Source organism: Serinicoccus chungangensis (assembly GCF_001483745.1).
GTDB lineage: Bacteria > Actinomycetota > Actinomycetes > Actinomycetales > Dermatophilaceae > Ornithinicoccus > Ornithinicoccus chungangensis_A.
The window spans coordinates 149,090-163,361 of sequence record NZ_LQBL01000031.1; the positions used below are offsets into that span (position 1 = coordinate 149,090).

At 75.2% G+C, this 14,272-nt stretch carries 14 protein-coding genes; 4 read left to right on the forward strand and 10 right to left on the reverse strand.

Annotated elements, in window-relative coordinates; translation table 11 throughout:
- Positions 1 to 4: 4 nt before the first annotated feature.
- On the reverse strand, positions 5 to 658 hold the full coding sequence (locus tag AVL62_RS13485; RefSeq protein ID WP_058892169.1) for a TrmH family RNA methyltransferase: 654 nt from the start codon (positions 656 to 658) through the stop codon (positions 5 to 7).
- A 129-nt stretch (positions 659 to 787) separates the two neighbouring features.
- Here AVL62_RS13485 and AVL62_RS17350 point away from each other — a divergent pair, with 129 nt between their 5' ends.
- A complete protein-coding gene (locus AVL62_RS17350) occupies positions 788 to 2,443 on the forward strand; it encodes a hypothetical protein (protein ID WP_058892170.1) in 1,656 nt (551 codons plus the stop codon).
- A 36-nt stretch (positions 2,444 to 2,479) separates the two neighbouring features.
- Here AVL62_RS17350 and pyrE read toward each other — a convergent pair whose 3' ends face one another.
- From pyrE to AVL62_RS13510, 4 genes are all read right to left on the reverse strand, one after another.
- A complete protein-coding gene (gene pyrE / locus AVL62_RS13495) occupies positions 2,480 to 3,028 on the reverse strand; it encodes an orotate phosphoribosyltransferase (protein WP_058892171.1) in 549 nt (182 codons plus the stop codon).
- A 46-nt stretch (positions 3,029 to 3,074) separates the two neighbouring features.
- The gene (locus AVL62_RS13500; RefSeq protein WP_058892172.1) at positions 3,075 to 4,469 is read right to left on the reverse strand and encodes a hypothetical protein; all 1,395 of its coding nucleotides are present in this window, start codon (positions 4,467 to 4,469) and stop codon (positions 3,075 to 3,077) included.
- Positions 4,466 to 5,251, reverse strand: a complete 786-nt coding sequence (locus AVL62_RS13505; RefSeq protein WP_058892173.1) for an SDR family NAD(P)-dependent oxidoreductase — start codon at positions 5,249 to 5,251, stop codon at positions 4,466 to 4,468. Before AVL62_RS13505 ends, AVL62_RS13500 begins: the two co-directional genes overlap by 4 nt.
- Before the next feature lie 87 nt (positions 5,252 to 5,338).
- A complete protein-coding gene (locus tag AVL62_RS13510) occupies positions 5,339 to 6,139 on the reverse strand; it encodes a deoxyribonuclease IV (RefSeq protein ID WP_083518958.1) in 801 nt (266 codons plus the stop codon).
- 207 nt (positions 6,140 to 6,346) lie between these two features.
- Here AVL62_RS13510 and AVL62_RS13515 point away from each other — a divergent pair, with 207 nt between their 5' ends.
- Complete coding sequence (locus AVL62_RS13515) at positions 6,347 to 6,757, forward strand: SRPBCC family protein (protein ID WP_058892175.1); 411 nt, start codon at positions 6,347 to 6,349, stop codon at positions 6,755 to 6,757.
- On the opposite strand, the gene aztD is transcribed toward AVL62_RS13515, so the two are convergent.
- Together aztD and AVL62_RS13525 are read right to left on the reverse strand one after the other, a co-directional pair.
- Positions 6,758 to 8,149, reverse strand: coding sequence for a zinc metallochaperone AztD (gene aztD, locus AVL62_RS13520; protein WP_058892176.1), 1,392 nt, complete (start codon positions 8,147 to 8,149; stop codon positions 6,758 to 6,760).
- Positions 8,150 to 8,234: 85 nt separating this feature from the next.
- Positions 8,235 to 8,690, reverse strand: a complete 456-nt coding sequence (locus AVL62_RS13525; RefSeq protein WP_058892177.1) for a DUF2231 domain-containing protein — start codon at positions 8,688 to 8,690, stop codon at positions 8,235 to 8,237.
- A gap of 144 nt (positions 8,691 to 8,834) precedes the next feature.
- Here AVL62_RS13525 and AVL62_RS13530 point away from each other — a divergent pair, with 144 nt between their 5' ends.
- On the forward strand, positions 8,835 to 9,638 hold the full coding sequence (locus tag AVL62_RS13530) for an exodeoxyribonuclease III (protein WP_058892178.1): 804 nt from the start codon (positions 8,835 to 8,837) through the stop codon (positions 9,636 to 9,638).
- A gap of 40 nt (positions 9,639 to 9,678) precedes the next feature.
- Here AVL62_RS13530 and AVL62_RS13535 read toward each other — a convergent pair whose 3' ends face one another.
- Positions 9,679 to 10,896 carry an MFS transporter gene (locus tag AVL62_RS13535; protein WP_083518959.1) on the reverse strand — a complete coding sequence of 406 codons (1,218 nt, stop codon included), beginning with the start codon at positions 10,894 to 10,896 and terminating at the stop codon, positions 9,679 to 9,681.
- The gene (locus AVL62_RS13540; RefSeq protein WP_058892179.1) at positions 10,893 to 11,474 is read right to left on the reverse strand and encodes an HhH-GPD-type base excision DNA repair protein; all 582 of its coding nucleotides are present in this window, start codon (positions 11,472 to 11,474) and stop codon (positions 10,893 to 10,895) included. The genes AVL62_RS13535 and AVL62_RS13540 overlap by 4 nt, the downstream gene beginning before the upstream one ends.
- Before the next feature lie 54 nt (positions 11,475 to 11,528).
- On the opposite strand from AVL62_RS13540, the gene AVL62_RS13545 reads away from it, so the two are divergent.
- On the forward strand, positions 11,529 to 12,401 hold the full coding sequence (locus tag AVL62_RS13545; protein ID WP_058892180.1) for a ribonuclease HI family protein: 873 nt from the start codon (positions 11,529 to 11,531) through the stop codon (positions 12,399 to 12,401).
- Here AVL62_RS13545 and AVL62_RS13550 read toward each other — a convergent pair.
- Positions 12,398 to 14,272 carry an MFS transporter gene (locus tag AVL62_RS13550; protein WP_083518960.1) on the reverse strand — a complete coding sequence of 625 codons (1,875 nt, stop codon included), beginning with the start codon at positions 14,270 to 14,272 and terminating at the stop codon, positions 12,398 to 12,400. The genes AVL62_RS13545 and AVL62_RS13550 overlap by 4 nt on opposite strands.

Here is a 14,272-nt window from a genome sequence, read left to right on the forward strand (position 1 = left end):
GCGCTCATGGTGTCAGGTCGCCGGCGTGCTGCAGCGCCCAGTGGTACATGACGATCGCGGCGGCCGCCCCGGCGTTGAGCGAGCGGGTGGACCCGTGCTGGGTGATGGCCACCACGTCCACGCATCCGGCGACCGCCTCCGCGCTCAGCCCGGGGCCCTCCTGGCCGAACAGGAGGACGCAGTCCCGGGGCACGGCATACCCCTCCAGCGGCACCGACCCCGGCACGTTGTCGACACCGAGGACGGGCAGGCCCCGGTCCGCCGCCCAGCGCAGCAGGGCGGCGACGTCGTGGTGGTGGTGCTCGTGCAGGTAGCGGTCGGTGACCATGGCCCCACGCCGGTTCCAGCGGCGCCGGCCCACGATGTGGACGGCCGCCGCGTTGAAGGCGTTGGCGGTGCGCACGACCGAGCCGATGTTGAAGTCGTGGCCCCAGTTCTCGATCCCCACGTGGAACCCGTGGCGCCGCGTGTCGAGGTCGGCGACCACGGCCTCCTGCCGCCAGTAGCGGTAGCGGTCCACCACGTTGCGGCGGTCACCGGCCTCGAGCAGGTGGGGGTCGAGGTGGGCCGGCAGGTCGCCCGACTCCCGGGTCGGCCACGGCCCCTCCCACGGACCGACGCCCACCGGAGGATCGGTCGACTCGCTCACCCGCAGCATTGTGGCACCGCGACGGCGCTCTGCCGTGGCCGACCTGCGCATTTCGCACTACGGTGGGGTGGGTCGCGGGCAGCAGCCCGCCACCGACCGACATGCGGCCGCACCGGGCCGCCGAACGGAGGCACCACCATGGACTCCACCACCTGGATCCTGCTGATCCTGCTGCTGCTGCTCGTCGGCATCGTCGTCTTCTGGCTGCTGCGCCGCCCCGGCGACGACGGCGAGGGCGAGGGAGTGCTGGACGCCCGCGACCACGACGAGCTGGCGGGCCGCGACGACCGGGGTGGCGCCGTGACGGACGTCCGGGACGGCCAGCACGCGGAGGCCGTCCCGCCGTCCGCGGAGCAGCCCGGCGACCCCACCGCGGCCCTCGGGCAGACTGGGCCGGCACCGCTGGCCGAGCCCGTGGGTGGCAGCGAGACCCACCAGCAGCCCGACGGGACCGCCGACCTGGCGGCCCCCGTCGAGGACGGACAGGTGGCGCCGACCGAGTCGCGCTACGACGCGCAGCCGGCCGAGCCGGCGGTCGAGGACGCCTACGTCCCCGCCGACGGGCAGGACGCCTCGGAGGAGCCGCCTCAGGCCCCCGTCGTCGACGAGCAGGACGGCTCCCTGGAGGGGACCCACCAGCCGGTGGACGAGCAGCAGGGGCCTGCCGAGCCGGCGTACCAGCCGGTCGGCGACCAGGACGTCGCCGACGAGCCGACCTCCGTCGGCAACGGTGCCGCGCCGCGCGAGGCCGAGGCGCCCGAGTTCACCGACCCGGCCGCTGCCCAGGAGCCCACGACCGAGCCGCTCACCGCCGAGGAGGTCCTCGCCGCGCAGGACACCACCTCCCCGGACACCACCTCCCCGGACCTCGCGCCCGCCGACGAGTACCCGGTCGGGGACGACGCCACCACCTACCGTGCGCAGCAGGGGCAGGCCGTCGTGCTGGACGACGACGGCTCGGTGCGGCAGGACGATGGCGCCGACATGGACGCCGACGTCTACCCCGGCGGGGACGGGTCGGTCACCCCGCTCACCGACGGGTCGACGCCCGTCGCGGAGGAGCCGACGGCCCAGGACGACGGGTGGGACAGCGCGGACACGGCGCGCGCCGCGGGTGCCGCGGGTGCCGCGGGCGCCGCGGGCGCCGTCGGTGCGGCGAGCCCCGGTGAGGACCAGCGTCAGGGCGACCTGTGGGAGGCCCCGGACACCGCCCCGGCCGACGCCCCCGTCTCCGACGACACCTGGGTCGCTCCGGAGGCCTCCACGACCGAGACCACCGTCGCCGACGAGCGGCACGACGACACGTGGGTGACCCCGGACACGGCCTCCACGGAGGCCTCGGGCACCGACCAGCGCCAGGACGAGACCTGGGTCACCCCGGACACCGCACACACCGACGTCCCGCCGACCGAGCCCACCAGCGAGGCACCCGTCGCCACGGAGCCGGTCGTCGACGAGCCCGTCGCCACGGAGCCCGTCGTCGATGAGCCCGTGGTCGAGGAGCCGGTGGCCGAGGAGCCCCCCGCCGAGGCTGCGGTGACCGACGAGCCGCCGACGGAGGCCGAGGTCGGGGCTCCGGTCTTCGCCGAGTCGATCTACGGGGCCGGGTCCGCCGAGCCGCTCGAGGACGGCACCGGTCCGGCCGGGTGGTCGGTCAAGGGCAACACCGGCTCGATGCTCTTCCACACCCCGGACTCGCCGAGCTACGAGGGTGTGCGCGCCGAGGTGTGGTTCGAGAGCGAGGACGCGGCGCGGGCCGCGGGCTTCGCGCACTGGGACCGACGCCGGCGCTGAGGGCCGCGGCGGCCGTCGGACGTGCCGCCGGGGCGCTCAGCCCGTGAGGCCGAGGTCTGCCAGGGAGTAGGCCGCCCGGTACTCCACGCCCTGCTCCTCGACGCGCTCCCGCGCGCCGCTGTCCCGGTCGACGATGACCGCGACGGCGAGCACCTCTCCCCCGGCGTCGCGCACCGCCTCGACGGCCGTCAGGGGCGAGCTGCCCGTGGTGGACGTGTCCTCGACGACGACGACCCTGCGCCCCGCGAGCGCGGGCCCCTCGATGCGCTGCTGCAGGCCGTGGGCCTTCTCGCTCTTGCGGACGACGAAGGCGTCCAGCGCGGGCCCCTCCCGGTGCGCGGCGGCGTGCAGCATCGCGGCGGCCACGGGGTCCGCCCCCATCGTCAGCCCACCGACGGCGTCGACCGCGAGGTCGTCGACGAGGTCGAGCATGACCTCGCCCACCAGGGGCGCGGCCTCCCCGTGGAGGGTGACCCGGCGCAGGTCGACGTAGTAGTCGGCCTCCGCGCCGGAGGACAGCGTCACCCTGCCGTGCACCACGGCCAGGTCGGTGATGTGGCGGAGCAGGCGGTCGCGTGGGGTCATGGCGCCCAGCCTAGCCAGCGCCAGGGCGGGTCCCCGTGGCCGACCGTCAGGGCGCGGGGGCCCGCTCGGCGATGAGCACGAGGGCGGCGGTCCAGCCCAGCGGGGCCACGGCCGCCGGGTCGCCGTCGTGCAGCACCTTCTCCGGCAGCGATCCCGCCGCCGTCCGGTGGGCGTCCAACCAGTCCAGCCAGCGGGCTGCCTCCAACGGATGGCCGTTGTGTGCGGCGGCGACCGCCTGGAGCGCCGTCTGCGGGGTCCAGGACACGCCGTCGTTGCGCCACCCGGCCCCGGGAGCCACCCCACCGGCCGGGCGCCGCTGCGCCTCCTGCGCCCGCAGCCGCGCGCGGTCGGCCCCTGGGACCGGCAGGTCGACGAACGGGGGCAGCAGCAGGGTCACCGCGGCGTCCGGGCGGCCGCCAACGTGGCGGGGGAACCGGGGCCCGAAGGCGTCGCCGATCTGCGCCCGCAGGTCGGCGGCCGTCGGCGCCAGGAGGCCGGGGTCGATCCCGGCCGAGCTCCACGCCTGCTCGCCCACCAGCCCACGGGCGTGGAGGTCGGCCGCCGCCTCCAGGCCCATGAGGGCGGTGGCCGCGATGGCCAGCGTGACCTCCTCCTCCGGGCGCTCCCAGTAGTCCGGCGAGGGCCGGGGCAGGCCCGTCCGCGGGTCGAGCCTGTCCAGGAGGCGCCCGGTCGAGCGCACCACCAGCGGGGTCAGCAGCTCGGCCACCTGCTGCTGCCCGTCCGCTCCTGCCGGGCCGACCGTCCCCCGCCCGCCACCGGTGTCACCGGCGGCGCCGTCGCCCCCGATCGACGGCATACCCTCCTCGATCACCGCGGCGGCCGCCCACACCGCCCACCCCGGCCCGTCCTCCTGGGGTTCCCGGTCGTCCGGCACCGTGCCGTCCCCCACGGGCAGGTAGCGGGCCTGCATCGAGCCGTCGTCGGCCTGCAGGTCCTGCAGCAGGAGCAGGGTCAGCAGGGCGTCCTGCTGGTGCCCGGTGCGGGCGAGCGCCACCGCCACACAGCTCGCGTCCCGGGGCCAGACGTACTGCCAGGCGGGGGACGCACCGGCGAGCACGGCGCCGGGGGCGGTGCCGGTGGGCGCGGTGAGGGTATGCAGGTCGGCCAGGGCGGCACGCGCCATCCCTGATCTCGGGTCGGTGGGGTCGGGGAGCCACCCGGAGGCGAGCCACGCCTGCCGTCCGGCCTCGCGGGCGGAGAGCACGGAGACCTCGAGGGGCACCGTGGCGGGGTCCGAGGACAGCGGGAGCCACCCGTCCGCCGAGCGCCCGGGGGCCACCTCGACCAGGCGCCCCCACGCGTCGCGGGTCGCCGTCTCCTGGTGCAGGGGCACCTGCCGGTGGCTGCCCTGCCAGACCAGCGCGCCGCCGCTGACGAGCAGCACCGCGAGGGCGACGGCCCACCGGCTGCGGGAGGTCATCCCTGCGGGTCGCGAGGGCGCCGACGGGCGGCGAGGGATCCGGCGACCCCGCGCGTCACCCGGCGGGGCGCGACCCGCAGGAACCCGACGAGGGACCGGTAGGTCACGGACGGCACCGAGACCACGGTGCCCCGCGCGACGTCGTCGAGCCCGGCGCGCACCACGTCGGACGCGTCCAGCCAGAGGGCGTCCGGGAGCCGCGACATGTTCATCTGGGCCCGGTCGTGGAACTCGGTGTGCACGAAGCCGGGGCACAGCGCCGTCACCGTGACCCCGTGCGGGGCCAGCTCGGTCGCCAGCGCCTCGGAGAGGACGGTGACGTAGGACTTGATCGCGGAGTAGTGGCCCATGACCGCAAAGGAGGCGACGGAGGAGACGTTGAGGATCGCTCCCCGGCGACGCTCGCGCATGGCACCGCCGGCAGCGTGCGAGAGCACCATGACCGCACGCACCATGAGGTCGAGGGCCGCCTCCTCCTCGGCGAGGTCCCCGCGCACGAAACCGCGTCGGCTCCCGAACCCGGCATTGTTGACCAGCAGGTCCACCGGGCGGTCGCGGTCGGCGACCCGGTCGGCGACCCGGCCGAGGGCCGCGCGGTCGGACAGGTCGGCCGGCAGGACCTCCACGGCCACGCCGTGCCGGGCGATGAGCTCGTCCGCGAGCGCGGTCAGCCGCCCCTCGTCCCGCGCCACCAGCACGAGGTCGTGGCCGCGGCGCGCGAGCTGCGCCGCGAACTCCCGTCCCAGTCCGGCGGAGGCCCCGGTCACCAGCGCTGTTCCCATGGGCTCAGGGTATGCCGCTGTCTCCCCTGCAGGGCCGGGCAGGTCGTGGCCGGGCGCGCGCGAGGCGCGGGCCCGGACCCGCGTCCGCTACAGGTGCTCGCGGAGCCAGTCGAGGTCCGCGACGTGCTCGTCGGCGCCGCCCGGGGTCTCCACCAGGGAGGGCGCACCGGCGGCCCGCACGACGTCGGCCAGCTCGTCCGGCGGGACCTGTCCGGCGCCGAGGTTCGCGTGCCGGTCGGCGCCGGAGCCCGCGGCGTCCCGCGAGTCGTTGACGTGGACCAGGTCGATGCGCCCGGTGATGGCGCGCACCCGGTCCACGGCGTCTCCCAGCTCGATGCCACCCGCCCAGGCGTGGCAGGTGTCCAGGCAGAAGCCGACGTGCTCGGCCCCCTCGGCCGCACCGACCGCGTTCCAGACGCGGGCGATGCGGTCCAGGTGGCGGGCCATGGCGTTGTCGCCGCCGGCGGTGTTCTCGATGAGGACCGGGGTGTCCCCGAAGGTCAGCGACTCGACGGCCTTGCGCCAGTTGTCGAAGCCCTTCTCCGGGTCGTCCTTGGCGTTGACGTGGCCGCCGTGCACGATGAGGCCCTTGGCGCCGATCTGGGTGGCCGCGTCGAGGTGCTGCTGCAGCAGCTTGCGGGACGGGATGCGGATGCGGTTGTTGAGCGTGGCGACGTTGATGATGTACGGCGCGTGGACGTAGAGGTCGACCCCCGCCTCCTCGGCGTCGGCCCGCAGCGCGTCGGCCCCACCGGCATACCGGATCTCCGGCCCCTGGTAACCCTGCGGGTCCCCCAGGAAGAACTGCACCAGCGGCGCTCGCCGCGCCCGCGCCTCGGCGATCGGGTCGGTCTGCTCGACGTGTGCTCCCAGGGCCGGCGTGCTCATACCCGCCATCGTAGGCACGGCACCGGACGCGCGGTCAGGTCACTCCGGACCACCGCGTCGGCGGGTGTACGCGTCCGGTGCAGGCGGAGCACGCGTCCGGTGCAGGCGGAGCACGCGTCCGGTGCAGGCGGAGCACACGTCCGGTGTCGACGGAGCACGCGTCCGGTGCAGGGGGGCGGGTGGCGCGGGGTGGCCTAGGCTGGCCGCATGGCCCGGTTCTGGTTCGACGTGCTGGTGCCCGGCGCGCCCGCGCAGGTGTGGGAGCGGCTGTGGGACCTCGACCGGCACACCGCCGCGATCCCCCTCACGACCACCCTCGGCGGCCCGCTCGGTCCGGGGGCCGACTTCGTCGCCCGGACCCGCCTCGGCCCGGTCCGGATCGACGACGAGATGGTCGTGCGGCGGTGGGAGCCCCACGACCACGCCGTCATCGAGAAGGTCGGCCGCCCCCTCACCGGCCGCATCGAGGTCACGCTGCGCCCGGCGGGTGCCGACACCCGGCTCCGGTGGGAGCAGGAGTATGCCGTGGCCGGGGTGCCCGGCGCCCTCGCGGCGCTGGCGGCCCCGGCCGTCCGTGCGGCATACCTGCGTGCCGTCCGTCAGATCACGCGCCCCTGATCAGGAGTCCTCGCCCTCGTGGTCGTGGTCCTCACCGTCGTGGTCCTCACCCTCGTGCTCGTGGGCGTCCTCCAGCTCGACGTCACCGGTGACGCCCGACAGCTCGTTCGGCTCGTGCGGCACGGTGGCCGAGTCGATGACGGCCATCGTGGCCAGGTCGACGATGTGGATCTCGCTGGAGGCCGGCTCCGTGACGTAGGCGAACTGCCCCATGGTGAAGAGGGTGGGCCGCGGCTGCTGCCACTCCATCGGCTCCTCCCACTCCTGCACGACCGGGATCTCCTCGGTGATCTCCCCGCTCTCCGGGTCGATCACGTGCAGCTCACCGTCGGTGCCCAGGACGAGGGCCTCACCCTCCCGTCCGCGGGCCAGGGAACGGAAGCTGTAGGACGTCCCGAGGTCGACCAGCTGCATCTGCGCCGTGTCGGTGTCGATGAGGGCGACCCGCTCCGGGCGCTCCAGCTCGGCGTCCTCGTCCACCTTGTAGTCGCCCAGGACGACGTGCGACTCCTCGGAGCCGGCGACGTTGCCCGTCCGGGCGTAGTCGTCGGGAGCCTCGACCTTGCTGAAGCTGCCGTCGGCGAAGACGACCGGGCCGTCCTCGCAGCCGAGCACGACGGCCTCGCCCTCGGCGACGGTCTCGCCGTGGACGCCCGGGCACTCGTCGGTCATGGCGACCTGCTCGCCGTCGGGGCCGGTGACCATGGCGCCGGTGCGCTCGTCCTCGGTGCCGACGGTCTGCAGCAGTGACCCGTCCTCCAGGCGCACCGCGACGCCGTGGTGCGGGTCCTCCACGTCGATCGACTCGGTGACGGGCAGCTCGCCCGCGGTGGCGTCCAGCTCCGCCGGGTCGAGCAGGTCGATCCGGCTGGCGCCGTCGAAGTAGAGCGCGGTCGTGCCGTGGTGCCGGACCACGTGGCCGGGGTGGGAGCCCTCCGCCGCGAGGTCGGTGAGCTGCGGCGCGGTGGTGTAGCTGTGGTTGTGGTTGCCGTGCGGCTCGCTCCACGTCCCGGCGTCCAGCAGCCGGAAGGCGTCGCCCTCGGTGAGGAACAGGTGCCGACCGTCACCGGCCGGGTTGAGCCGGACGAAGCCCTCGGCCTCCATCTCCCCCTCGACCTCGGGCGACAGGGCGTCGAGGACCATGACGCCGCCGTCGTAGGTCACCGCCAGCCGCGGGCTGGGGCCGCTGGCCTCGACGGTCGAGGCCGCCTCGGACTCGCCCGTGGAGTCCTCCTCCTCGGTGGTCGGGTCGGCGGAGTCCTCGGCCCCGGTGTTCTCGGAACCTGCGTCCTCCGTGCCGGCGGCGTCGGCCTCCTGCTCCGCACCCCCGGCACCGGACGTCGTGGACTCCGTGGCACATCCCGCGAGCAGGAGCGAGGCGGCCACGGTCATGGGTAGCAGTCGTTTATGCATTGTGGGAATCATTATCAATCGCAGCGGCTACGTCAAGTCGGGCGCTCCTGCCGCAGCCGTGGCGCTAGCCGCCCCAGACGGAGGTGGCGCCGGTATGGCCGGCGAGCGTCACCGCCACGACCGCCCACACCGCGGCCGCGGCGGCGAGCGCACCGAGCACCGTGCCGACCCTCTCCGGCCAGCGGGCCGCCCAGTGCGACCGCCCCCACGGCGACGTCGCGACCCAGTGCAGGACGCTGAGCACGGCCAGCAGGATGCCGGCCAGGCCCGCACGCACCCCCCACGCCCCGTGCTCCTGCAGGACCTGGCTGCTGCCCACCGTCTGGAGGAGGACGTCGCCGTAGCTCTGCGTCACCCGGGTGACCACCGCGGCGACGACGGCGAGCAGCGGCATACCCCACCCGAACCATCGGCGGAACCGCGGCACCAGCACGACGAGCAGCTGGGCGCCGCCGGCGAGCAGCAGCAGCACGACGGCGAAGTGCACGAGCAACGGGTGCACCGGGAGTCCCATGACCATGGTGGTCACCTTTCCTGCGGTCGAGTCCGAGACACCCAGCCTGTCACCGCGACGGCATCTCCTGCCGTCGGGGATTCGTCGCCGCCCGGGCGACGGATGGGAGGGACGGCGGGGCCCTCCGCGTCGGGCGCCTAGGCTGGCCGGATGCGCATCGCCACGTGGAACTGCAACAGCATCCGGACCCGGGTCGACCGGGCCGTCGCCTTCCTCGAGCGGCACGACGTGGACGTGCTGGCCCTGCAGGAGACCAAGTGCCGGGACGACCAGTTCCCGCTGCTGCCGTTCGAGCAGGCGGGGTACGAGGTGGCGCACGTCGGGCTGAACCAGTGGAACGGCGTCGCCGTGGTGAGCCGGGTGGGGCTGGCCGACGTCGCCACGGAGTTCCCCGGTCAACCCGCGTGGGTACCGGAGGGCGCCGAGCCCGCGGTCGAGGCGCGGGCGCTGGGGGCGACCTGCGGCGGCGTGCGGGTGTGGAGCCTCTACGTGCCGAACGGCCGGTCGTTGCAGGACCCGCACCTGGACTACAAGCTGGCGTGGCTGGGGGCGCTGCGGGAGGCCGGCCGCGGCTGGTTGGAGCAGGACGCCAGCGCCCAGGTCGCCCTCATGGGGGACTGGAACATCGCGCCGACCGACGACGACGTCTGGTCGGTGGAGTACTACGAGGGCCGGACGCACACCAGCCCTGCGGAGCGCGAGGCCTTCGCCGCGGTCGAGGGGGCGGGGTATGCCGACGTGACCCGCGAGCACACGCCCGGTCCGGGGACCTACACCTACTGGGACTACACGCAGCTGGCCTTCCCCAAGCGGCGCGGGATGCGGATCGACTTCTGCCTCGGCTCACCGGCCCTGGCGCAGCGGGTCGAGGGGGCCTTCATCGACCGCGAGGAGCGCAAGGGCAAGGGCGCCTCCGACCACGCCCCCGTGGTGGTCGACCTGACCACCGACTGAGCCTCTCCCCGGTCCGGGGGTGCGGTCACGCAGGCCTGCGTCAGCGGCGCGGGGCGACCCGGGCCAGCGGCACCGTCAGCAGGCAGAGCACGGCGGCCAGGGCCATGCCCGGTCCGAAGCCGGAGGCCACGGCGACCCATCCGACGACGAGCGAGCCGGTGGCGGTGCCGGTGTCGAAGCCCGCGTTCCACACCGCGCTGGCGGCGCCGACCCGGCGGGGACCCGCGGCCTCGAAGGCACGCAGCATGGTCAGGGTCTGCAGCGTGCCGTAGCAGACCCCCACGAGGGCACAGACCAGGATCCACGGGACGGCGCGGGAGGCGTCGACGGGGGACCGCACCACCCAGGCGAGGGCCGCCAGGACGAGCGCGCTGACGAGGACCGCGGGCACGAGCAGCCGCTGCGCACCGGCGCGGTCGGCGAGCCCGCCGACCTGCCACCGGGTGATCGCCGAGAGCAGCCCGACGGCGAACAGGCCCGCCGCGGAGAGCCAGGGCACCTGCACCATCTGCGGCGCGAAGGTGATGACGGCTCCCCCGGCGAAGGTGATGGCGAGCAGGACGAGCGTCGGGCGCAGCAGGGCGAGGTAAGTGGCCCGAGACGTGGTCGGCTCGGCCACCTCGGGGTGGCTGGCGTCGTGGGTGGAGCGTGCGGGCAGGTGGCGGGCCACCGCGACGCAGGCCGGGATCCCGGCCAGCGGCAGGGCGCCCACGACGAAGACCGGCCAGAACCCGACCGCGTCGGCGACCCAGCCGCCCACCGGCATGACCACGACCAGGGGCAGGGACAGCGCGAAGGAGTAGGCCCCGACCGCGGCGCCCCGGCGAGCGGGCTCGACGAGCAGCACGGCGGCGGCGTTGGCGGCCACCGTGAGGATGCCGAAGCCCACCCCGCGCACCGCCGACAGGGCCAGCACCGGACCGAGGTCCGCGGTGAGCAGGTGCAGGAGCGAGGGCACGCCGAGGAAGACCATGCCGAGCGAGAGCACCCACGCCCACCCGGCCCGGCCGATGGCCCACGGGACCGCGAACTGGGTGGCCACGGTGGTCCCCAGGAGCACGAAGTTGACCAGCCCCGCCCCGCCGCTGTCCGCGCCGCCGGAGACCGCCCACAGGGGCGCGACGGGGAGCAGGGCGGCATACCCGGTGAACCCGGCGGTCGCAAGCAGCGCGAGCACCACCATGCCGGGGGTGGACCACACGGACCCCCGGCCGGGCGGTTCGAGGGCCGCGGCCGGCTCGATCGGGGAGCCGCTCACCCCTGGGCGGCCTTGGCGGCGGCCTTCTTCTCCCTCTTGTAGGCGCGCACCTGCTGCAGCGAGTCGGCGCCGGTGACGTCGGCGATCGACATGTGGACGCCGTCCCGGCCGTAGTCGCCGGCCGCCTCGCGCCAGCCCTCGGCGGTGAGGCCGCGCTGCTTGCCGAGCAGGGCGAGGAAGATCCGGGCCTTCTGGTCACCGAAGCCGGGCAGCGCCTTGAGCCGCCTGAGGACCTCCCTGCCGTCCGGCTCCCCGTCGGTCCAGATCGCCGCGGTGTCGCCGTCGTAGTCGCGGACGACGGCGGTCGCCAGGTCGTGCACGCGCCGGCCCATGGACGTGGGGAACCGGTGGACCGAGGGAGGCGTGGCGCAGAGCGCCACGAACTCCTCGGGGTCGGTGTCGGCGATGGTCCTCGGGTCCACCGAGCCGAGCCGCTCGGCGATCTTGCGCGGGCCGTCGAAGGCGACCTCCATGGGGATCTGCTGGTCCAGGAGCATGCCGGTCAGCAGGGCGAAGGGGTGCTCGGTCAGGATGCGGTCGGCCTCGGCCTCGCCGACCAGGTGCAGGGTGCCGGTCATACCTGCAGCCTAGGTCCTCCCCGGGGTCGTCGGCAGGTCTCCTAGGCTGGACGCATGACTGTCGTCGCGGCCGCGGACGGATCCGCCCTGGGCAACCCTGGACCGGCGGGGTGGGGGTGGTACGTCGACGCCGACCGCTGGGCCAGCGGCGGGTGGAAGCACGGGACCAACAACATGGGGGAGCTCACCGCCGTGCTGGACCTGCTGCAGCAGACGGCCGACCTGGACGAGGACCTGCTCGTCCTGTGCGACTCGCAGTACGCCATCAAGTCCATCACCCAGTGGATGCCCGGCTGGAAGCGGCGCGGGTGGAAGAAGGGCGACGGCAAGCCGGTCGCCAACCTCGAGATCATCCGGGCGCTGGACGCCGCGATGCGCCCCAACGTGCGCTTCCAGTGGGTCAAGGGCCACGCCGGGCACGAGCTCAACGAGCAGGCCGACCGGCTGGCCAACGCCGCCGCCCAGGCGTATGCCGCGGGCCGGAAGCCGGAGCCCGGGCCTGGGTTCGGCGCGGTGTCGGCGCCGGCGGAGCATGACTTCACGGTCGGCGGTCGGGCCGACGACGACCTCTTCTCCCTCGTCGACGAGCCGGGGGACGAGGAGCAGGTGGTGGCGCTGGAGCGCTCGCTGCTCACCGGCGAGGTGCGCTCCGACCCTGCGGCCGTCGCGGCGCTGTTGCATCCGGAGTGGCAGGAGATCGGCCGCTCGGGCCGCCGCTGGAGCCGGGAGGAGATGCTCGCGGAGATCGCGCCGCTGACCGACCGGGTGGAGCTCGAGGTGCTCGACGTCCAGCGGCTGCCCGGCGACCTCGTGCTGCTCGTCTGGCGCGGGGTCGGTCCCGGGTCGAGCACCCTGCGCAGCTCGGTCTGGCAGCGCTCGGGCCAGCGGTGGCAGCAACGCTTCCACCAGGGCACCCCGGAGGTCTAGGACCCCGGCGCGTCCGCCCGGAACGCGCCGACCGGCCGCCGGCCCAGGGCGAGCGCGACCACCGCGGCGAGCGCCGCGGCATACCCCGCGCCGGTGAGGACGGTCTGCACCTGGACGACCGCGGCGTCGAGCAGCGCGTCGGTGTCGGTCGGGTCGGCGAGGCTGCCCACCTCGACGTGGAAGCGGCGCAGGCCCAGGGCGGTGAGCAGGGCCAGGCCGACCACCATGCCCACCATGCGGGCGACGACGACGAGCGAGCTGACCGTGCCGTGGCCGTCCTCCCGGGCGTCGGCGAGGGCGGCGTCGTTGACCGGCGCGATGGCGAGGCCGACCCCCAGACCGGCACCGGCGAGGGCGAGCGTGGTGCCGACGAGATCGTCGAGCGAGGCCCGCTCCCAGCGGGCCATGGCGAGGATCGACACCGCGGCCAGGGCCAGCCCCGGCGCCGCGACCAGGGCCGGACCCACCCGGCGCAGCAGCCACCCGCCCAGCAGCGCCCCGACCGGCACGGCGACGAGGAAGCGCACGAGCACCAGGGCCGCGTCGGTCTCGTCGGTGCCCTGGGTGAGGCGGGAGAGCAGCGGCACGTCCACGACGACCGCGACGATCGCGGCCCCCACCAGCAGGCTCACCACCAGCGCCGGCCAGACCCGGCGCCGGACGACGCCGCGCGGGACGAGCGGCGCGGCGGCCAGCCGTTGCCGCAGGACGAAGACGACCGCCGACGCGGCGCCGAGCGGCAGCAGCCAGACCCCCCACGGCCCGAGCACCTCGGTCTCGGGGTCGGCGGTGGAGAAGGTCAGCACCAGCGAGCCCAGGGCCACGGCGACGAGGGCGGCCCCCAGCAGGTCGGCGCGCAGCAGCAACGGCAGCCACCGCGGCAGGGTGACCAGGGCGAGCAGCAGCGTCACCGCTGCCGCAGCGAGCCCGACGGGCGTGGCGACCCGGGATCCGGAGTCCGGGTCGAGGGGGACGAAGGGCAGGCCGAGCTCCACCGAGGTCGTCAGCGCCTGCGGCGCCCAGAGGGCGAGGGTCCAGAGAGCGGCGGCGAGGACCGTCAGCAGGTATGCCGCACCCGTCCCCCACCCCGTCACCCACCCTGCGCGACGCCCGGTCGCCCCAGGGCCAAGCACTCGCGACGCTCGGTCGGGGTCGGGGGCAACCACTCGCGACGCCCGGTCGGGGGTGGGGGCAACCACTCGCGGCGCCCGGTCGGGGGTGGGGGTGGGGGTGGGGGTGCGGATGAGGACGACGCCGAGGAGGGCGAGCAGGCCCAGGACGACGTTGAGCCAGAAGATCTCCCGCCACCCGGCGACGGCGAGCACGAGCGCCCCGAGCAGCGGTCCCAGCACCGACCCGAGCTCCTGGACGGCGCCGACGACGCCCAGCGGCATCCCCCGGCGACCGCGCGGCCACAGGTCGGCCACCAGCGCGAGGGTCGCCGGCACCAGACCGCCACCGCCCAGGCCCTGCAGGAACCGGCCGCCGACCATGACCGGCAGCTCGACGGCCGCGGCGGTCACCGCCGAGCCCACGACGAAGACGACGAGGCACCAGATGAGGATGCGGCGCCGGTCCACCAGGTCGGACAGCCGCCCGATGAGGGGCAGGACGGCGATGTAGCCCAGCAGGAACCCGGAGATGATCGGCGTGCCGCGCTGCAGCGACTCGATCCCCACGCCGACACCGGCCATCATGTCGGTCAGCGCCAGGACGACGACGTAGGTGTCCGCGGCGGCCAGCGCCACCGCGAGCGCGGCCACGGCCAGCAGCGCCCGGGCCCCGCGGGCGGGCCCGGCGGTCGGGCGGGTGGTGGCCTCGGTCGGCTCGGGCGGTCCGGCCCCCCGCCCCTCCTCCCGCGTCCGCGTCAT